This window comes from Pantoea sp. JGM49 (genome assembly GCF_018257655.1).
Classification (GTDB): domain Bacteria; phylum Pseudomonadota; class Gammaproteobacteria; order Enterobacterales; family Enterobacteriaceae; genus Pantoea; species Pantoea communis.
In genome coordinates, this window is the sequence record NZ_JAERJM010000006.1 from 285,484 (window position 1) to 305,634 (window position 20,151).

The following is a 20,151-nucleotide window of genomic DNA, read 5'->3' on the forward strand; positions in this document are numbered from 1 at the left end:
ATCTTTAACTTCAACAAGGCGATATTGCACGGCCAAATATATACCAATCGATACATAAGTGATTTCAGAAGGAATTATGGAAAAAGAACTCGCACTCACTGAGCAAGATGCAGCAACAGAACGTCTGCCGATATCTGCTCTGCTGGCGCTGGCGATGACAGGCTTTATTTGCATCATCACCGAAACCTTACCCGCCGGGCTGTTGCCGCAAATGGCAGCGGGACTGAGCATCTCTAATGCGCTGGCGGGGCAGACGGTCACGGCTTATGCGCTGGGCTCGCTGATCGCCGCGATCCCATTGACCATCGCGACACAGAGTTGGCGGCGCAGAAATGTATTGCTGCTGGCTATCGCCGGGTTCCTGATTTTCAATTCTATTACGGCGCTGTCCGCAAACTACTGGCTCACGCTAACGGCACGTTTTTTGGCTGGCGTAGCAGCGGGATTGTCATGGAGTCTGCTGGCGGGCTATGCCCGCAGGATGGTGGCGATTCACCAGCAGGGCAAAGCGATGGCCATCGCCATGGTGGGCACGCCTATCGCCTTGTCACTGGGCTTACCGCTCGGCACCTGGCTGGGTGGCCTGCTGGGTTGGCGCAGCGCCTTCGCGGTTATCTCTGCCTTAACCCTTGTGCTGGTGGTATGGGTGCTGACCAAAGTGCCTGATTATCCGGGGCAATCGCGCCATGAACGTATGCCGCTATTGAAGGTGCTCACCACGCCAGGTGTGAGACCCGTGCTCAGTGTGGTGATCGCCTGGATGCTGGCTCACAACATTCTCTATACCTACATCGCCCCGTTTCTGCAATTGGCCGGATTGGGTTCTCAAGTGGATGTCGTGCTGCTGGTGTTCGGGCTTTCCGCGCTGCTGGCGATTGCTGTGATCGGGCGGCTGATCGATCGCCAATTACGCAGCAGCGTACTGGTGAGTCTGGCGGTATTTGCCCTGGTTTCATTGGGGTTTATGGGCTTTTCGCACATTCCAGCAGTGCTGTACCTCGGTGTTGCCGTGTGGGGGTTGACCTTCGGCGGGGCAGCAACGCTATTGCAAACGGCGCTCGCGGATACCGCCGGAGAGGGCGCAGATATCGCACTTTCCATGAACGTGGTGGCGTGGAACGGCGCGATTGCGGCGGGCGGCATCACCGGCGGCATTTTGTTGAATCACTGGGGCGCGCAATCATTCCCACCCGTTTTGCTTGTGCTCTTGATCGTGGCATTCGTTATCGCCTGGCAAGCAAGTGAACACGGATTTAGAGCGGGCGCTCGCACGGGTCATTAATCGTTCGCTCAATATAAGGTCTGCCCCCACGTTGGAAATGTTAATCGCCGCTCACGTGGAGTGGCATCTCCCACATTAAGCGTCATGTGAACTGCCCTCAAAAAACTGGCACAGCAGCTGCCAAAGGTGCTGTGCCGCTGGGGTAAAGCGGTGGTCGGCGCTGCGTAACAGATGGCATTGGCTCTCGCGGGCGATGCGATGATTGATCGGCACCGCGATCAGATTACGCGACGTCAACGCGTCTTCAACGACTTTGGTGGTCATAAACGCAATGCCCATTCCCGCTTGGCTCAGCGCAATCGCACTGGAAAACAGGTTGCAGCTGTAGGCGGGCGTGAACACCAATCCTTCCTGATTAAACATGACGTTCATATAGCTCTGAATACCAAAGTCTTTATCCATGCCAATCAGCGGATAAGCGGCGAGATCGCTGACATCTACCTGCTGATACAATCCGATGGGGTGATCACGATGCACAATGGCGCAGATGGGGCCGCGCAGATAACTGTGACACTTCACGCCGGGCGGGCCCAGGGGGCCAAAACCCACCGCCATATCCACTTCACCACGGGTAATCAGGCTCACCGTGGTTTGCATATCGCCCGATAAAATATCGATGAACACTTCAGGATAGCTTTGTGAAAAAGGCCGCAAGACATACTTCACCACCTCATCGACCATCCCCTGGCCGACACGCATACGGATCGAGCCGCCGCGTTTATGGCGCAAATCGCGCAGACGTCTTTCCAGGTGGCTTCTGCGTTGATGCGTTTGCGCGTAATCCTCAGCCAGCAATTTCCCCGCTTCGGTGAGCACCACATTGCGTCCGCGCCGCTCCAGCAGTGGCAGTTGCATATCACGCGCCAGCTGCGAAAGCTGACGACTGATGGCCGCGGGATCGACATCCAGAGCTTCCGCCGCACGACGAATACCGCCATGGACACCGACTTCATACAAGTATCTTATGGACTTGTCAGGATAGAGCAGCATTGCCATAGGTTTTCATTATCTGTTGATCTCAGGTCAACAATAATAACGTTTTATACCCATTTTTTAAGCGCAATTTTATCCTCATACTCGAGATTCACTTGGTGAGGACAGAAGTAATGAAAAATATAATAAGTTATTTGCAACAGCATTCAGACGACATTCTCTCAGATATCAAAACCCTGGTGGCAGCAGAGTCACCCTCCGTGAACAAGGCAGCGGTGGATCGCTGTGGCAACGTGCTGCAAGCCCTGTTCGCCGAGCGTCTGGGTATTGATGCTGAAATCGATGTACAGGAACACTACGGGAACCACCTCAAGTTCACGCTGGGCTCAGGCGACGATCAAACCGTGGTGCTCGGCCATTTTGACACCGTCTGGGATGAAGGCGAATTGCCGATGGGCGAGGAAGACGGCAAGTTTTATGGCCCCGGCATTCTGGACATGAAAGCGGGCCTGGTGCAGTCGATTTGGGCGGCGCGCGCGTTAAAAGAACACGACTTGCTGGCAGGGAAACGCATCGTTTTCCTCTGTGGCAGCGACGAAGAAGTGGGCAGCCCAAGCTCCAGCGAGTGGCTTTCCCGTCATGCGTTAGGATCATCGCAAGTGCTGGTGGTGGAACCCGCCGTGGCTGGCACCGGTGCGCTGAAGGTTGCGCGCAAAGGCACGGGTCAGTATCAAATCGTGATCACCGGCCAGGCCGCGCATGCGGGTAACAACCCTGAAGAAGGTATCAGCGCGGTGCAGGAGATGGCACATCAGGTGCTGTTCCTGCATGGATTGAATGCACCGGACCGCGGCACCACCGTTAACGTGGGTATTGCGCAGGGCGGTAATCGCATCAACGTGGTGGCGGAAAAAGCGGTGCTGGGCATCGACACGCGCGTCACCAGCGAAGAGGAAGCCCAGCGCATTCACGCCGAAATCACCCAGATTCAGCCACACTTACCGGGCATTAAGCTGAAGATTACCGGCGCACAATCACGTCCACCTATGCGCCAGAGCGCAGAGTCCCTGGCAATCATGCAGCGTGCGCAAGCCGTGGCACAACAGATCGGTTTCAGCGTGGAAGGTCAATCGGTGGGCGGCGGCAGCGATGGTAACTTCACTGCAGCGTTGGGTATCCCAACCTTAGATGGATTGGGCGCGACCGGTGCAGGCATTCATGCGCGTCATGAGCACATCATCATTGCCGATATTGCCTCACGCACCGCGCTGGTAGCGGGTCTAATGCTGGGGGAAGACCATGTCGCAGGTTAATGTTGAAAAAAATAGTGCGATGCAGCCCACAGGCAAAAAGAGTGAGCAGAGCCCTTATCTGCTGCTGTTTATCATCCTGGTGCTGGCAGCGGTCGCCACCTGGATTATTCCGGCGGGTAAGTTTGATCACGAAACCCGCAATGGCGTGACCTTTGCCATTAAAGGCAGTTTGCATGAAGTGGCGCGTACGGGCGTTTATCCCGGCGATATTTTCATGGCGATTGTGCAGGGCGTGATTAAAGCGGCACCGATCATTTTCCTGATTCTGTTTACCGGTGGATTGCTGGCGGTGATTGAAGCCACAGGGGCGATTGCCACTGCGCTGAACTCGCTGTCACGCAGCACCAAAATCAGCGATACCCGTTTGATCCTGATTTTTGCAGTGATTTTCGCTGTGCTCGGCAGTACTGGCGTGGTGCAAAACTCGGTGGTGGCTTTTGTGCCGATTGGCCTGCTGGTGGCGCGTTCGTTAGGCTTGCCGCCCGTTATAGGTATGGCTCTGATCTATCTAACCTGCGCGGCAGGGTTCAACGTGGCGTTCCTCGGCCCGGCCACCACCGGTCTGACACAGCATCTGGCGCAGCTGCCGCTGTTCTCAGGCATGCTGCTGCGCGGCATTACCAACCTGCTGTTTGTGTTAACGGTGGCGATTTACCTGATTATTACCGTGAAGCGCATGCGCAAAAATGGTCAGGTGCGCGTGGCCACGGCGGTGGAAAGCGCTGAGCCGCTGGCGATTACCGGCCGTCATAAATTGATTCTGCTGACCTGTGCGGTGACGCTGATTCTGTTTATGGTCGGCACGGTGCAGCTGCATTGGGCCACCAATGAGATGTCGGCGATGTTTATCATCCTGTCGATCATGGTCGGTTTGATTGGTCGCCTTTCCGGTTCTGCTATTGCTAACACCTTCCTGTCCGGCTGCTCTCAGCTGGTCAAAGGCGGTTTTATTGTCGGGATGGCAGGTGCGATTTCGGTGGTGCTGCAGCAGGGCAATATCCTCGATCCGATTGTTGGCTTCCTGTCAGACTTGCTGGCACCGGTTCCGCCTGCGATTGCCGCTGTGGGCATGTTTATCAGCGCCGCACTGATGCATTTCGGCATTTCATCCGGTTCGGGCGAGTCAGCGTTGTTGATCCCGATTTTCTCCCCGCTGGGCGATAACCTCGGCCTGACACGTCAGGTCACGGTGCAAACCGTGCTGCTGGGCGAAGGGATAGTGAACTCCATCAGTCCGACCTCGGGTGTGCTGATGGCCGCGCTGGCCACGGCCAATATCTCGTTCGGCAAATGGCTTAAATTCGTGGCACCGGTCGTCGCCATCTGGTTTGCGATTTGCGTGGTGACGCTGCTGATTGGCGTGGCGATCAACTGGGGTCCGTTCTAAATATTTTCCTCTGACAAAAGGGATGGCCTGTTTGGCATCCCTTTTTCATCGCTGCTAATATTTCATTAGCGGTTGCAGCTCGAAAATAATGTGTTATGGTAACTGCACGATTAATTTACCGGAGTGAATGTCGCGGACCTGATAACAGGAACCAGGGTCTGTCACCAGATATCATAATGATGAATTCTGACTTATCTTTTTTCTCCACCTACAACACCCGCCTTCGTTACGCACGTCACTATCTGCAACAGTAATATTCTGCTTTTAAACTTTTACTGACAGCTGCATTTCATCTCTCTTCACTGCAGAGGGATATTCTCACGCCATTTGCTGGCATCGACCAAAATAATAAGGTTTTAAATTATGACCAGGAAGAATCTACTCGCGATTTCCCTCACTGCGTTAATCAGTTCACCGACACTGTTTGCTGCCGACTTGCCGGGCAAAGGTGTGACGGTCTCCCCGGTGCAAAGTACCTTGCCGGAAGAGTCATTCCAGACGGAGCTGATTAACAGAGCGCTGGAAAAACTGGGCTACGAGGTCAAACCCACTGAAGAAGTGGACTACAACGTGGCTTACACGGCGATTGCTGCGGGCGATGCGACTTACATGGCGGTTAACTGGGAACCGCTGCAAAAGGATATGTACAACGCCGCAGGCGGGGATACAAAATTCTATCGCAAAGGCACCTATATCAGTGGTGCCGCGCAGGGTTATCTTATCGATAAAAAGACCGCTGACAAATATCACATTACCGATCTCTCTCAGCTGAAAGATCCGAAACTGGCTAAACTCTTTGATGCTAATGGAGATGGCAAAGCCGATCTGGCGGGATGTAATCCGGGCTGGGTCTGTGGTCAGGTGATTAATGCACAGATTGATGCTTATGGTCTGAGTAATACGGTGCAGCAGAATCAGGGTAATTATTCTGCGATTATTGCCGATACGTTGACCCGCTATAAAGCGGGTAATCCGGTGCTCTATTTTACCTGGACACCTTATTGGGTGAGCGATGAATTAAAACCGGGCAAAGATGTGGTCTGGTTGACGGTGCCGCATTCTGTCACGCCAGGCTCGCAGAAGAATGAAGATACTGCGCTGCCAAATGGCAAGAATTATGGCTTCAAACCAAACAATGAACATGTGGTGGCAAATAAAGCCTGGGCAGAAAAGAATCCTGCCGCGGCGAAACTGTTCGAGATCGTCAAACTGCCGCTTAATGATGTTAATGCGCAGAACCAGCGGATGCATCAGGGAGAATCGTCCAGCGAAGATATTCAGCGCCACGTGAATGGCTGGATTCATGCGCACCAGGCCACGTTTGATGGCTGGGTGAAGCAGGCCGCCGCCGCAGCGCAATAACGGCGTTAGCGTCCCCAGGGATCCGCTTCCCGCCCTGCAGAATCGCAGGGCGGGAAACCGTTTTACCGTACTTCATTCACATACATGAAGTGCTCGGTGCTGAAACGATGATGCGCCAGGATCACGGGGATCGCACTCTGGTCAAAAGACACTTCATCTATCACCATCACCGCGTGCGGCAATGCCAGCTCCAGCAACGTCGCATCTTCTTCGTTCGCCAACTGTGCCGTGATCTGCTCACGTACCGCTGCCACTCGCACATCGTAATGTTCGAACAGAAAGCGATAGAGCAGCGGCGGCAAGTGTTCTGCCGGAGGGAAATCAGGCAGACGCGCAGCAGGCAATATCAGCGTTTCATGCATGGCGGCAATGCCTTTCACCCGACGCGTGCGCTTCAGGCGTATCACGTCATCTCCGGCAGCGATCTGCAGTTTTTCTGCTTCCCGCTCGTTAGCTTGACTCAACTGATAATCCAGCAGTGTCGTGTCTGAATGTAGCAGTCCGCCGCTTTTATCGTGCAGGCGAAAATACTGGAAAAAGTGGCTCAGGTTGTGCAGCGGTGCCCAGCCGGTCACCACCGTGCCGGTTTTGCGACGGCGCATCAACATCCCTTCGGTGGTCAACGCGGCCAGCGCTTTGCGCACCGTTCCCACCGACACGCCAAATTTTGACGCCAGGCTGTTTTCACTCGGCAGGATTGTGCCCGCAGGTAGCTCACCCTGCAGGATCGATTCGCTGATATGGCGTTTCACCACTTCATACAATGGCGCGCCTTCCCCTTCGCTTAAACGAGAGAATTGCGGCCTGTCGTCTGCGTCATAGTTTTTTTGCATGTTTCCGATTACCGATTGACCTGCGTCCTTGAATTGCATTATCTATAAACTATATAGAAATACAACAGACGATAATCCTATGTTGCAGAATTCTCGACTTAACAGTGCGTTAGAGACCATTGCGGATGACACCGCACAGATAACTGACGATATGCAGCGCATGCTGGCCGTGGATACCTGTTTTCCACCGGGCAATGGCTATGGGCAATTTGCCGATCTGATGACACAGCTGTTAGCGCCAATGCACTTTAGCTTTGAGCGTGTTTCAGTGCCGGAAGATCTCTGGCAAGCGCCCGATGGCAGCGCATCCGGCGAGCGAGTGAATTTGCTGGCAACGCTTAACTGTGGCGCAGCCGAAAACTGCAATCTCTACTTTCACACCGATACGGTGCCTGCGGGTGATGGCTGGCGATTTCCTTCGCTGGCACTGACGGTGGCCGAAGGTAAGTTGTTTGGGCGCGGCGCGGCGGACATGAAAGGGACGATCGTGGCGGCGATGGCGGCGATCCGTGCAGCGCAGGCCTGCAATCTGCCGCTGCGTTTCAATCCGGTCTTTCTGCTTTGTACCGATGAAGAGGGCGGGTTGTATCCCGGTATTCGTTACCTCGCGGAACAGCAGCGCTTCGCTGGGCATCTGTTGAGCTTCAATGGTGGCGCAGTGCCACGCATCTGGGCGGGCTGCTTTGGCAGTATCGATCTCAAAATCATTGTTACCGGGCGTTCCGCGCATTCTGGCGATCCGCTGCACGGCATCAATGCGATTGAAGCCGCGCTGCCGCTGATGAACGCGCTTTATCAACTGAAAGGCGAAGTGGAACAGCGCACCTCGGCAATGCCTGCGCCGCCGCATTATCAGGGCAAACCGCTGACCTCACTGTTGACGCTGGCTGCCGCACAGGGTGGCAGCAAAGGCTCAACCATCCCCGAACGTTTCGAACTGCTGATCAATCGACGTTATGCCCCGGAAGAGGCGTTTGACAACGTCTGGCAGGAGTTGATCCACTGCATCCAACAAGCGATGCAAGGCAGCCCAGCGCTTGATGTCAGCGTGCAAATGATTGGTCATCTGGCCCCGGTGGCCAATCCTGATGGCCCGCACTGGCCACGCTGGCAGGCCGCACTGAGTCAGGGGTTTGGTTTTAAAGCGGAGGAGTTTAAACCCTGGGGATCCTCAACCAGTTCGGATATGGGTTGGGTTCAGCAGGCCGGTATGCAGGAAATTTTACTGGGTGGTTTAGCCCGCCCCGACAACCGCATTCATGCCGCCGATGAGTTCACAACGATGGCAGATGTTATCGCACTTTCGCAGTCCATTCTGGCGTATCTCGCCGATGAGTTTCAGCCAACCCAGGGTATTTAACAAACTAACGAGGAAGAGAAGATGTGCGCGATGAAAGGGTTAAACCGCAGACAGTTTATCACCAGCTCTACCGCTCTGACCGGTGCAGCCATGTTACCCTGGTCGTTCTCGGCCCATGCCGCAGCGGTAACCAGCGCGACGCCGGGCGGCACGCCACGTAAAGGCGGCGTACTGCGTATTAGTGTCGATCAGGCGGTCAGCGTGCTGAATCCGCATCAGGTGCGCGTCAACCCGGAATATCTGGTTGCGGAGTTGCTCTACAGCGGCCTGACGCGCCTGACGCAGGAGATGAAAGCCGAAGCAGACCTGGCCCAATCCTGGCAGGCGAGTGCCGATCTCAAGCAGTGGACTTTCACCCTGCGTCCGAACCTCAAGTTCAGTGACGGCACGGCCTTAACCTCAGCAGATGTGGTGGCCAGTTTGCAGGCGTTGCTGGATCCGAAAAATGCTTCTCCGGCACTGCACAACATCGGTCCGATCAAAGCGGTGAGCGCCAAAGATGCCAACACCGTGTTGATCGAAACCGATGCCCCTTACGCTGACCTGCCGGTGATGCTGGCCTATCCCGATGCCAAAATCATTCCCGCCAGCATTGCGCAGGGTCAGTACGACAAACTCACCAAAGCCTCGCTGGGCGCCGGTCCGTTCCAGCTGGTTTCCTACGACCCCGAACGCAAAATCGTGGTAAAGCGCAACCCGCATTATTACGACCCGGCGCGTCCTTATCTGGATGGCGTGGAAGTGGTGGTCTATCCCGATGGCATCGCAGAAAGCTCGGCGCTGATCTCTGGTGATACCGATTTGATGCTGAGTGCGCAGTCGAGCGAATTTGCGCGTCTCTCCAAATCGTCAGGTGTGCTGCCACTGCGGGTGGCATCCGGTCAGTTCCTCAATGTGAACATGGGCTGCGATCAAAAGCCGTTTAACGATGTGCGCGTGCGTCAGGCGCTGGCACTGTGCGTTGATCGCCCGGCATCGGTGGACTTTGTTGCCGATGGCCTCGGTTCGCCAGGCAACGATACGCCAATCAACGCCTCTTACCCTTACTTCACTAACCTGGCGAAAAAAGCGGTGGATTACAGCAAAGCCAAAGCCTTATTGGCGGACGCGGGTTATCCCAACGGCCTCGATTTAACGTTGATTGCCTCGGATAAACCGGCGACTCGCACCCAGTTGGGTATCGCGCTGCGTGAGATGGCTAAGCAGGGCGGTTTCCGCATTGACGTGCAGACCATGGCACACAGCACTTACCTCGATCAGGTATGGAAAAAAGGCAATTTCTACGTCGGTTTCTACAACATGCAACCGACGCCGGATGCAGTGTTCTCGCTGCTCTACACCTCGACCGCGTCATGGAACGAAACACGCTGGAACAACGCCGATTTCGATAGTGCGGTCAATGCCGCCCGTGAAACCAATGATGATGCGCAGCGCACCACGCTGTACGGTAAAGCACAACAGCTGATGCATGACGAAGTGCCTTCGCTGATTCCGACCTTCTTCGATTTGCTGGCTGCCAGCCGTGATTACGTTGGCGGATATCATCTGCATCCGCGTGGTGCCGTGTTCCGTCTCGACCATACCTGGTTAACTGACAAAGCGCCTAAGCGTGCAGTGTAAGGAGCAACCGTGACAGCCAGTTATCTGCTTAAACGCCTGCTGCTAATGATTTACACCTTGCTGGTGGTGTCATTGCTGGTCTTTGGCATCACGCAGCTGTTGCCAGCGGACGCCGCTGTCACCTTGCTGGGGCAAAACGCCACGCCAGAGGCACTCGCCGCGGTGCGCGAACGACTGGGATTGGATGCGCCAGCATGGTTGCAGTATTGGCATTGGCTGAGCCAGGCGTTGCAGGGCAATTTTGGTGTGTCGATGCGCAATGGGCTTGAAGTGGGGCCGACGTTGTTGACCGCGCTGTCGCGATCGCTGTTGCTGGCGGTGTGTGCACTGTTGCTGATGCTGGTGATCGCTATTCCGCTCGGTATCTGGGCGGCGGTACGTCGCGGTGAAACCGCCGATGTGCTGGTCAGCGTCATCTCCTACATCGGTATCTCTTTCCCGGAGTTTGTCACCGCCACGCTGGTGCTGCTGCTGTTTGCTGATGTCTGGCAGATTCTGCCCGCCACCGGTTATGTGCCGTTGAGTGAAAACTTCATCAGCGGCGTCCAGCACCTGATCCTGCCGTCAATCACCGTGGCGCTGATCCTGGTGGCGCACGTCTCGCGCATGGTGCGTTCGGAGATGGTCGATGTGCTGCATACCGACTACATCCGCGCCGCCTGGCTGAAAGGCCTGTCGCGCCGCCGCATTCTCTGGCGTCACGCGCTGCGCAATGGCTTGTTGCCGACCATCACCATTGTGGCGTTGGATGTCGGTTATCTGCTGGGCGGCATTGTGGTGGTCGAGGAGATCTTCGCCATTCCCGGTATTGGTCGTGAGCTGATTGTTGCCGTGCAGGCACGCGATCTGCCCACCATTCAGGCCGGTGTGATGATTCTCGCCGCGACCTATTCGGTGGTGAATTTCCTCGCCGATTTGGCCTATGTGGTTCTGGATAAGCGAATTTCCTATGCCTGATATTTTAAAACGTTTACTGCGCTCACCGCAGGGCGCGGTCGGGGTACTGATTATCCTGCTGTCGCTGCTGATGGTGGTCGGTGGCGCGCATGTTGCGCCCTTCGATCCTGAATCCATCTCGATTTTGACACGTTACAAACCGCCGAGTGCCGAGCACTGGTTTGGCACCGATCAAATGGGGCGAGACATCTTCAGCCGGGTAATGGTGGGCGCACGCTCTACCATCGTGCTGTCACTGCTGGCAACCGCATTGGCCATGGTGATTGGTTCAGTACTGGGCACCGCCAGCGCCTATCTGGGCGGCAAGATCGATGAATTTATGATGCGCACTATGGATGCCGTGATGGCGATCCCCAGCCTGCTGTTTGCTTTGCTGATTGTCAGCACTTTGGGTCAGAGCAGCATGAATGCGGTGCTGGCGATCACCATTGCGTTTGTGCCGGGCATGGTGCGTATTTCACGCAGCGTGGCGCTGGCGGCGCGGCAGCAGGATTACATCAACGCGGCGATTGCCCGTGGTGAAGCCGGGCACTACATCATCCTGCGTGAAATGCTGCCGAACATCCTCGCACCGATCATCGTGGAAGCCACCATCCGCGTGGCCTTCGCCATCATGCTGTTCGCCACCCTGAGTTTCCTCGGTTTAGGCGCACAGCCTCCCGAGCCAGAGTGGGGGCTGATGGTCTCCGAAGCCCGCACCTATTTCTTCACCGCGCCGTGGATGATGATGATTCCGGGCCTGGCGATCGCGCTGGTGGCGATTGGTTTTAACTTACTGGGTGACGGGCTGCGAGACGTGCTCAACCCAAGGAGCCACTGATGAGTGTGAAGCCTGAACCGGTGCTGTCGGTGGAAAATTACAGCCTTGATTACGCGTTACAAAGCGGTGAGTCACTGCCGGTGTTGCGCGACATTACGTTAAACGTGATGCCCGGCGAAGTACTGGGGTTAGTGGGGGAATCCGGGTCCGGCAAAACCACGCTCGGCTGGGCGATCATGCGTTGGCTGGCGGGCAATGCGCGCGAGAAGTGGGGCGACATCCGCCTCAACGGAGAGAGCCTGCTGAGTTTGCCCGCCCCAAAACTGATGGCCTTGCGCGGCGCGAAGCTGGGGATGATTTTTCAGGATCCGAGCGCTTCGCTCAATCCCACCCTCACGCTGGGCGAGCAGGTGACAGAAGTGCTGCGGCGCCATCGCGGCTTAACGGCACGTGAAGCGCAGGAATTGGGCGAGTCGCTGTTACATGACGTCGAGCTCAAACATCCGGCACGCATGATGCGCCGTTATCCGCATCAGGTTTCCGGAGGTGAGAAGCAGCGCATCTTAATCGCCACGGCGTTCGCCTGTCAGCCGGACTGCATGATCTTCGATGAACCGACCACCGCGCTGGATGTGATCAGCTCGGCGCAGATCCTCGATCTCTATGAACGTCTGCGCGAAGAGACGGGGGTGGCCTCACTGTATATTTCCCACGATCTGGCGCTGGTGGCGAAAGTCGCCGATCGCGTTTGCGTGCTGGAAAAAGGGCGAATTGTAGAGCAGGCCGACACGCAGAGTTTGTTTAGCGCACCGCAGAACAGCTATACCCGAAAATTGATCTCAGCAGTGCCAAATCCGCAGCAGCGTCTGGTACAGGATGCCGCCGGATCGCAGCCGCTGCTGACGCTGGACGCGCTCACCATCGATTACGGCCAGCAAGGTTTTGTCGACCGCTTGCTTAAACGTGAAGCCAATACCACGCGTGCCGCCAACGCGGTTTCGCTCACCGTGCATCAGGGCGAGATCCTTGGCGTGGTGGGCGAGTCAGGTTCGGGGAAATCCTCGCTGGGCAAAGCGATCACCGGACTGGTGCCGTTTAGCGGTGAGCTCGACTTCTGCGGCTATGCGCTGCAAGGCCGCGCGCAGATGGATAAAGAGTATCGCCGCCGCGTGCAGATGATCTTTCAGCATCCGGACGCCTCGCTGAATCCGCGCATGACCATCGGTGAAATCATTGCGCGTCCGCTGCGCTTATACGGTTTGCCGCCGGGAGAAACGGAAGCGCAAGCCGTGGCTCGCCTGTTAGAGGAAGTGCGGTTGCCCGCAGAGTTTGCCACGCGCTATCCGCACGCGCTGTCCGGTGGTCAGAAACAGCGTGTTGCTATCGCACGTGCTTTTGCCAATCCACCAGATTTAGTGATTTGCGATGAAATCACCGCTGCGCTGGATGTGTCCGTGCAGGCCACCATCATTGAGCTTTTGCTGGAACTGCGTCGCCGCTACGGCACGGCCTATCTGTTTATTACCCACGATCTCAACCTGATACGTCAAATCGCCCATCGCGTGGCGGTAATGTATCGCGGCGATGTGGTGGAAGTGCTGCCCGGCGAGAATATGAGCGCGCTGGCGCAGCATTCTTATACCCGCGCACTGCTTGACGCGGTGCACGTTCCCGACTTAAACCAATCCGTTGCTTAACGAGAAACGCATGAATCCTGAACAGTTAATTCATCATATCGATCGCGAGTTTTGTCTCTCTTTCCTGGCAAAAATGGTGCAGCACAAAAGCTACAGTGCCACCGACGGCGAGCGTGAGTTAGCCCGCTATATGGCAGAACAAATGGCACAGTTGGGCCTGGAAACCGAACTGCAAAAAGTCCCGGGCGACCGTCTCAATGCCATCGGCCGCCTGGCGGGCAGCGGCGGCGGCAAGAGCCTGCTGTTCAACGGCCATCTGGACACCAATCCGGTAACCGAAGGCTGGACGGTGGATCCCTGGGCAGGAAAAATTGACGATCAGTTTATTTACGGTATTGGCGTCTCCAATATGAAAGCGGGCGATGCGGCCTACTTCTGTGCGCTGAAAACGCTGATTGACGCCGGTGTGAAACTGAAAGGTGATGTGATTCTGACCTACGTGGTGGGTGAATTGCAGGGCGGTATCGGCACGCTGGCGGCAATTGAACAGGGCGTGCGCGCCGATTACTTTATCAATGCGGAACCCACTGATCTCCAGGCGCTGACCATGCACGCCGGTTCGCTGATGTTCACCATTGAACTCACCGGAGATACCCGTCATCTGTCGAAACGCGAAGAAGCCATCGATGCGATTAACGCCGCCGTGGAGCTGATTCCGCAGATTAACGGCATGGTGTTCAGCGGCGCAAAAAGCGATGAACATCTGAAAATTAACCGTGGGCACATTGGCACCGTGCACGGTGCGCTGGGACGCAATCTGGAGGAGTGGCGTCCGCCACAGGTGGCCGACTTTGTGCGTCTGAAAGGATCGGCTCGCTTCGCGCCGGGCCAAACTGTCGAGCGCGTGTTAGCGGATCTGCAAGCGCTGCTGGATACCCTGTGCCAGCGCTTCCCCGGCCTGAAAGCCGAGCTGTTTGATGACGGTATCCGCGATAAGCCCACCATGCTGCCTTTCGAAGTGTCGCCAGAGTCACCGATTGTCAAAGCGGTGAATCGCGGCTGGAAAACCGTGCGTGGCACTGAACAACCTACTGGCGTTATCACGCCGCCAGCCTTCTTTGGTACGGATGCTGCACACCTGTATCAGCATGCAGGCATGGAAGGCATCGTGTGTGGTCCGGGCGGTAAATACAACACCATGCCGGATGAGCGCGTCGAGATAACCGAATTCCTTGATATGGTGCGCATTTATCTGCTCGCGATTCTGGAGATCTGCCAGCCGGTCGAGGGCGCATAATGAACGCTGCGGCGCTGAGTCGCCTGCGTGCCACGATGCAGCGGGCCAATGTGGACGTAATGATCATCGATCATGGTGAACTGCTGGCCTGGCTGACCGGTTATACCGTGTCAGAAACCTTGTATCGCGCTTGCCTGGTGCCGCTTAACGGCGATCCCTGGATGGTGCTGCGCCAGTTAGATGAAGCGCCGTGCCGGGCGCAATCTCCTGCGCTGACAGTAGAAAGCTATCGTGACGATCAGGACCCGTGGTTTGCGGTGGCGCACAGTCTGCTCCGACGCGGTTTTCAACGGGCACGGTTGGGCGCGGATTACACCTCTTATGGCATGACGGTGCACAGCTGGCAGCAGCTGTCGCGCCATTTGCCGGACGTGCAGTGGTGCGATTTAACCGGTGTGAGCGATCGGCTGCGCAGCGTGAAATTCCCGGCAGAGCTGGAGGCGTTGCGTCAGGCCTCCGCCATTGCCGATACCACGCTGGACGCGATGGGCAAAGCCGTGCAGGGCCGCTGGCACGTGCGCGATGTCGCTGCGCTGGCGGCAGGCGAATTTTTGCGTCTGGGTGCGGATACCGGGGAAACCGGGCCTATCGTCATCGCCAGCGGCGACAACGGTTTTCTTCATGCCAGCGGCCATGAACAGCGTTTACAGCGTGGCGATGTGCTGCACGTAGAGCTGATTCCTAAAGTGAAACACTACAGCGCGCGTCTGATGCGTCCGTTTATTGTGGGGGAGATCTCCACCCAGCACGCTGAGCTGGCGCTGCAACTTATCGCAATACAGGATGAACAGTTCAAGGCCATGAAGCCCGGCGTCAGTGCACGGGAAGTGGATGCGATTGTGCGCGAGGGGTTATTGCGCAATGGACTTCGTGCGGATTATCCCAACATCACCGGCTATGCGCTGGGGCTGTATACGCGTACGCCGCGCCCGAGTGATTTTTCCTGTAGCTTCCATGCCAAAGCGGATTGGTTACTGGAGGAGGATATGGTGTTCCATATGTATACTTCCGCGCAAAGTCTGGCGTTCAGCGAAACCGTTCGCGTGACGCCGCAGGGTGCAGAGCGGCTGACAACGCTGCCGCGCCAGCTATTATCATTGCCGGAACATTGATCAACAGGATGAAGGATGACGCAGGACATTTTACTCACTGATTTAGCCGCTAGCTTTCCAACGTTGGCTTTTGACCTGAAGTACGCCACAACCGATAACATCACCGGTTACGCCATTTATCGCGAAGCGCGAGCTCTGCTGCATCCAGCAGCCGCGCGCGCGTTGCAAAAAAGTGTTGAGGTCGCCCGACTGGCTGGCTTCACCTTATTAGTCTTTGATGCATATCGCCCGCAGCAGGCGCAGTGGCATCTGTGGGATGCCTGCCCGGATGCCGACTACGTGGTGCCGCCCGCCACGGGTTCGAATCACAGCCGTGGCGTGGCGATTGATCTGACGTTAATGGATGGCGCGGGCAAGGTGCTGGATATGGGGACGGCCTTTGATGCGATGGAAGATCTGTCGCATCCGTTCCATCCCGATGTACCGCCACAGGCACAGCGCCATCGTTTGATGCTCAATGCCATTATGCTGGCAGGCGGTTTTGTCGGTATGCCAACCGAGTGGTGGCATTTTGAGTTACCGGATGCGCAGCGCTATCCGTTGCTGGAAGATCGCTTTGGCTGCGTGGCGCGATAACCCTCACTCTCGTCGGCAGGGATGGGTCGTCCGCTCAGCCACTCTGAGACTTTTGGGCCTGAACAGCAGATAACTCGCCAGTGCCAGACCGCTTACACCCAGCGCGCCATAGGTCAGCACGGCGGAAAAACCGTCAGCCAGCACTTGCGAGGCGATAGCGCGGCTAAGCGAAACTTCAGCGCCAGCCGCTATGCGTTCTGCGAGCGCAACCACATCGCTGGAGGCAGGAAGCCGTTGCCGCAGACTGGCGGCGATCACTGCCACCAGCAGGCTGCCCATCAAGGCGATGTTGATCGCCAGCGTGATTAAACGTGCACTGATATCAATCCCGGAAGCCATGCCAACCCGATTAGCGGCAACGGAACCGGTGGTGGTGTTGGTGACCGGCGTATTGGTGAGTCCAGGCGCGGTTCCCGCCAGCAGGGCACCCGGCAGCAAACTCAGTTGGTACGTGATGGCCAGTTTCATCAGCACGAACCCAGCACCGATCGAAAATAATCCGAGGGGAATGACACGGGCAGCGCCAAATCGCAGCACCAGTTTTTCTCCTATCGGCGGCATCAGTAAGGTGGGCAAGGTATAGGCAAGCAGGGCAAAACCGGTATCCATACTGCTGAACCCAAGCCCGCTCTGGTAATAAACCGGCAGGTAGATCATCAGCGGCCAGAAACTGAAGTTCATGCCAATCGAACCCATCAAAGCCCCCGAGAAGGAGCGAATGCGAAACACCGAGAAATCAAACATCGGTTGAGGATGGCGCTTCTCCGTGCGGATAAACACCACCGCGCTGATCAGGATCAACAGCATAATTAGCCGGGCTTCAAGACTTCGCCAACCGATGCTGGCACCCTGAGTAATGAGATAGGTCACGCCAACCACGCATAGGGTGAGGGTGATCAACCCAACCCGATCGAGTTTGTTGCCCTGGCCAGGGTGGGATTCATCCACATTTTTCAGTGCGAGCACGAATGTCAGCAGCGCGATAAAACCGTGCACCAAAAACACCCATTGCCAGCTTAAAACCGCCACCAGCATCCCGCCGATGATAGGACCGAAACCCAGACCAAAGCCAAAGGTTATCCCCCATGCGGCAAAGGCCTGGCTGCGGGGTTTTCCCTGCGGGAACTGGTGCGAGAGTATGGCGATCAGGCAGGTTAACATCGCACCGCCGCTTAGCCCTTGCAGGAAGCGCCCGATGATGAGCCAGAATGCACTCCCGACCAGCCCGCACATCACTGAGGTCAATCCAAAACCGACAATGGTGATAAGAAAGATGCGCTTGCGGCCATAGTTATCCGCCAGCGTGCCGGTCGCCATTAAAACGGCGGTGCAGGCCAGCGTATAGGCATTCATGATCCACTGCAGATCGCGAAAATTTGCCTGCATCTCCTGTTCCAGTACCGGCAAAATCACCGGCACGCTGGAGATTTCCAGCCCCGACATCAACGCGGCTAAGCACACCGCCATCAGCGCCAACATGTTCTTCATCCTGAATTCCTGCGTAACGTTAAGAGCGTGCAAGCATGGAAGATTGACGCAACGGTGGAAATCCATGCCGATGCCAGATATCGTCAAGATCGTGCCAACATCATGGATAAGGCTGACATGCAAATCACTTCTTCTCTGCGTTCCCCTCCTGCAGCGCCGAAAAATCGGCGGCTGGTGCTTTTGGCGTATGAATGCCTCTGTACATTTGAATTTGGCACTGCCGTTGAAGCCTTTGGCCGAGCAGATGACGTCTTCGGCCATCCGCTGTATGAGCTGAGCGTGGCGTCGGTGGAAGACAGAGTGTTTGGTGCGCAGGGCGGCGTTCGTTTGGTGGTGGATGGCGGGCTTGAGTTACTGGAAGACGCCGGAACCATCGTCATCCCCGGCTGGCGCAGCGTATCTGCACCAGCCTCTGATGCGTTAATCACAGCGTTACAAAAAGCCCATCAAAATGGCACACGGATTGTCTCCATTTGTGCCGGAAGCTTTGTACTGGGTGAAGCGGGGCTATCAAACGGGAAACGTGCCACCGCCCACTGGAACAGCACCGAGATCCTGGCCGAAAGATTTCCTCAGGTGCAGGTGGAACACGGCATGATTTACGTGGATGAAGGCAGCATCATCACCTCGGCGGGCGGTGCAGCAGGTGTCGATTTATGTTTGCATCTGATTCGACGCGATTAAGGCATTGATGTTGCCAATCGCACCGCACGCAGAATGGTGACGCCGCCGCTACGAGAAGGCAGCCAGGCGCAGTTGATCCAACAACCTGTTCCACAACGTCGCAACTATAGCCTCGCGCCCCTGCTGGACGATTTGCGCAATAATCTGAACGCGCCGATGGTGATCGAGCAGTTGGCGCGGCAAGCAGGCATGAGCCGTCGGACCTTTATTCGTCGCTTTCATGATGCCACTGGTACCTCGCCGGGCGAGTGGTTGCTCGGCATTCGGCTGGAAAAGGCCTGCGCGATGCTGGAAAACAACGTGCTCAGTATTGATCAGGTTGCCGAGCTGGCGGGGTTTGGTTCTCCCGAAGCGTTGCGCCATCACTTCAGACAACGCTTTAACACCACGCCGACTAAATGGCGTAAGGCGTTCAATGAGCGTGTAGTCATGGGCTGAGTGTTCTTCAGCCTGACGTTCTGCGCAGCTGCCATAAAAACCAGGGGGCACCGATAAATGCGGTCAACAGCCCGGCGGAAATCGGCCATGGCCAGGCGATGTTGCGCCCCAACCAGTCGGCAAGCACCATCAATAATCCTCCCATCAACGCGGCGGCGCACAGTTGATGACTTAGTAGATTGGCGCCCATTGCTTTGGCGCATTGCGGTGCCAGCAAACATATTGGTTGAAATTCCCATGCTCGCGGCTAAATGTTTTCTGAGTCAGTTCTTTCGCGAGATGCTTAGCTCGCAGTTTACCGCTTAAATATCGGAACAGTTCCGTATAGTAACGCTGGCAAGATAGCTTCCCAACAACCGCACAGTGCTGCACAAAAAAGAGTGGCAGGCTGTATTTGAATGAAAATCGTTATCGTTATCAAGATGGGATGATTGGAAAAGGTAAAAAAAGCGTTGTTGAAGAAGATTTTGGGCGCGATAGGGTGCTGAGTGTGGAATTAAAAGTCGGGTAGGTGACGAGCCGTATCCATCTGTTGATGTAAAATTCGGGCAATAAATATTCCGGAAGGATTGGCAGTATAAAAAATGGTATGTGACTGGAAAACAATACGTTTCACATCCTGCACGCGCGGGTAATCCTGTCCCATCTCAGGCATCTTTGACAATGTTTCAAGGAACTCATCCAATGCATCGGTGTAGCGATCGGCTTGGGCTTCACCAAATTTGAGCAAGGTATAATCATAGATATTGGCAAAGTCACTGTCGGCAAGTTCGGACAGTTTATACACGATTAAGCTTCTTCCTTTCAGCAGCGATTTCACGCAGTGAACGCGGGCTTTCGCCACTTTCCAACCCATCAACTACGGCATTTCGGACAACTTGATCATGTAATTCCTGTTGTTCCAGCAGGCGTAAAGCCGAACGCATCACTTCACTGGCTGATCCATATCGCCCTGAATCAACCATGCGCGAGATGAAGTTATCGAGTTGTTCACCCACGCTAACCGACGTTATTTTTCTCATTGAACTCACCGTGTATTAACTGTTAATACAAAAGAGCATAGTTTGCGCAAGTCTTCATCGCCAGTCAAATCGACCTCGTTCTTATGGAAT

Annotated in this window: 18 protein-coding genes and 1 pseudogene; 13 read left to right on the forward strand and 6 right to left on the reverse strand. The window is 55.8% G+C overall.

Features of this window, described 5'->3' with window-relative positions:
• Positions 1-76: 76 nt before the first annotated feature.
• Positions 77-1,282 (forward strand): MFS transporter, encoded by a 1,206-nt coding sequence (locus JK231_RS13240; protein ID WP_211728779.1) that lies wholly within the window; start codon positions 77-79, stop codon positions 1,280-1,282.
• Positions 1,283-1,357: 75 nt separating this feature from the next.
• Here the strand turns inward: JK231_RS13240 and JK231_RS13245 are convergent, their stop codons facing one another.
• A complete protein-coding gene (locus tag JK231_RS13245; protein ID WP_211728780.1) occupies positions 1,358-2,278 on the reverse strand; it encodes a LysR family transcriptional regulator in 921 nt (306 codons plus the stop codon).
• A gap of 110 nt (positions 2,279-2,388) precedes the next feature.
• On the opposite strand from JK231_RS13245, the gene JK231_RS13250 reads away from it, so the two are divergent.
• The 3 genes from JK231_RS13250 (at position 2,389) to proX (ending at position 6,277) form a co-directional block, all read left to right on the forward strand.
• Positions 2,389-3,528: a M20 family metallopeptidase gene (locus JK231_RS13250; protein WP_211728781.1), complete on the forward strand. Its 1,140-nt coding sequence runs from the start codon at positions 2,389-2,391 to the stop codon at positions 3,526-3,528.
• Positions 3,515-4,915, forward strand: coding sequence for a YfcC family protein (locus JK231_RS13255; RefSeq protein ID WP_211728782.1), 1,401 nt, complete (start codon positions 3,515-3,517; stop codon positions 4,913-4,915). Before JK231_RS13250 ends, JK231_RS13255 begins: the two co-directional genes overlap by 14 nt.
• 363 nt (positions 4,916-5,278) lie before the next feature.
• Entirely contained in the window at positions 5,279-6,277 is a 999-nt protein-coding gene (gene proX, locus JK231_RS13260; protein WP_097117693.1) for a glycine betaine/L-proline ABC transporter substrate-binding protein ProX, read from the forward strand.
• A 62-nt stretch (positions 6,278-6,339) separates the two neighbouring features.
• On the opposite strand, the gene JK231_RS13265 is transcribed toward proX, so the two are convergent.
• A complete protein-coding gene (locus JK231_RS13265) occupies positions 6,340-7,110 on the reverse strand; it encodes a GntR family transcriptional regulator (protein ID WP_211728783.1) in 771 nt (256 codons plus the stop codon).
• Between the two features lie 79 nt (positions 7,111-7,189).
• Between JK231_RS13265 and JK231_RS13270 the strand changes: the two genes are divergently transcribed.
• Genes JK231_RS13270 through ddpX form a run of 8 tightly spaced genes read left to right on the forward strand, consistent with a single transcriptional unit; the run spans position 7,190 to position 16,429 of the window.
• The gene (locus tag JK231_RS13270; protein ID WP_211728784.1) at positions 7,190-8,470 is read left to right on the forward strand and encodes a M20/M25/M40 family metallo-hydrolase; all 1,281 of its coding nucleotides are present in this window, start codon (positions 7,190-7,192) and stop codon (positions 8,468-8,470) included.
• A 21-nt stretch (positions 8,471-8,491) separates the two neighbouring features.
• Positions 8,492-10,090, forward strand: coding sequence for an ABC transporter substrate-binding protein (locus tag JK231_RS13275; protein ID WP_211728785.1), 1,599 nt, complete (start codon positions 8,492-8,494; stop codon positions 10,088-10,090).
• 9 nt (positions 10,091-10,099) lie between these two features.
• The gene (locus tag JK231_RS13280; protein WP_211728786.1) at positions 10,100-11,047 is read left to right on the forward strand and encodes an ABC transporter permease; all 948 of its coding nucleotides are present in this window, start codon (positions 10,100-10,102) and stop codon (positions 11,045-11,047) included.
• Complete coding sequence (locus JK231_RS13285) at positions 11,040-11,867, forward strand: ABC transporter permease (RefSeq protein ID WP_058960763.1); 828 nt, start codon at positions 11,040-11,042, stop codon at positions 11,865-11,867. The genes JK231_RS13280 and JK231_RS13285 overlap by 8 nt, the downstream gene beginning before the upstream one ends.
• Positions 11,867-13,504 (forward strand): ABC transporter ATP-binding protein, encoded by a 1,638-nt coding sequence (locus JK231_RS13290; RefSeq protein WP_211728787.1) that lies wholly within the window; start codon positions 11,867-11,869, stop codon positions 13,502-13,504. The genes JK231_RS13285 and JK231_RS13290 overlap by 1 nt, the downstream gene beginning before the upstream one ends.
• A gap of 10 nt (positions 13,505-13,514) precedes the next feature.
• Positions 13,515-14,741 carry a M20/M25/M40 family metallo-hydrolase gene (locus JK231_RS13295; RefSeq protein WP_211728788.1) on the forward strand — a complete coding sequence of 409 codons (1,227 nt, stop codon included), beginning with the start codon at positions 13,515-13,517 and terminating at the stop codon, positions 14,739-14,741.
• Positions 14,741-15,853 carry a Xaa-Pro peptidase family protein gene (locus JK231_RS13300; protein WP_211728789.1) on the forward strand — a complete coding sequence of 371 codons (1,113 nt, stop codon included), beginning with the start codon at positions 14,741-14,743 and terminating at the stop codon, positions 15,851-15,853. Before JK231_RS13295 ends, JK231_RS13300 begins: the two co-directional genes overlap by 1 nt.
• Positions 15,854-15,868: 15 nt before the next feature.
• Positions 15,869-16,429: a D-alanyl-D-alanine dipeptidase gene (gene ddpX / locus JK231_RS13305; RefSeq protein ID WP_211728790.1), complete on the forward strand. Its 561-nt coding sequence runs from the start codon at positions 15,869-15,871 to the stop codon at positions 16,427-16,429.
• 3 nt (positions 16,430-16,432) lie between these two features.
• On the opposite strand, the gene JK231_RS13310 is transcribed toward ddpX, so the two are convergent.
• Complete coding sequence (locus JK231_RS13310; RefSeq protein ID WP_211728791.1) at positions 16,433-17,917, reverse strand: MFS transporter; 1,485 nt, start codon at positions 17,915-17,917, stop codon at positions 16,433-16,435.
• Between the two features lie 102 nt (positions 17,918-18,019).
• Here JK231_RS13310 and JK231_RS13315 point away from each other — a divergent pair.
• A pseudogene (locus JK231_RS13315) lies at positions 18,020-19,039 on the forward strand (helix-turn-helix domain-containing protein).
• Between the two features lie 7 nt (positions 19,040-19,046).
• On the opposite strand, the gene JK231_RS13320 reads toward JK231_RS13315, so the two are convergent.
• The 3 genes from JK231_RS13320 to JK231_RS13330 form a co-directional block, all read right to left on the reverse strand.
• A complete protein-coding gene (locus JK231_RS13320) occupies positions 19,047-19,256 on the reverse strand; it encodes an iron chelate uptake ABC transporter family permease subunit (protein ID WP_255253250.1) in 210 nt (69 codons plus the stop codon).
• Positions 19,257-19,535: 279 nt separating this feature from the next.
• Positions 19,536-19,826, reverse strand: coding sequence for a type II toxin-antitoxin system RelE/ParE family toxin (locus tag JK231_RS13325; RefSeq protein ID WP_097117702.1), 291 nt, complete (start codon positions 19,824-19,826; stop codon positions 19,536-19,538).
• Complete coding sequence (locus tag JK231_RS13330; protein WP_097117703.1) at positions 19,819-20,061, reverse strand: type II toxin-antitoxin system ParD family antitoxin; 243 nt, start codon at positions 20,059-20,061, stop codon at positions 19,819-19,821. The genes JK231_RS13325 and JK231_RS13330 overlap by 8 nt, the downstream gene beginning before the upstream one ends.
• Positions 20,062-20,151: the final 90 nt, after the last annotated feature.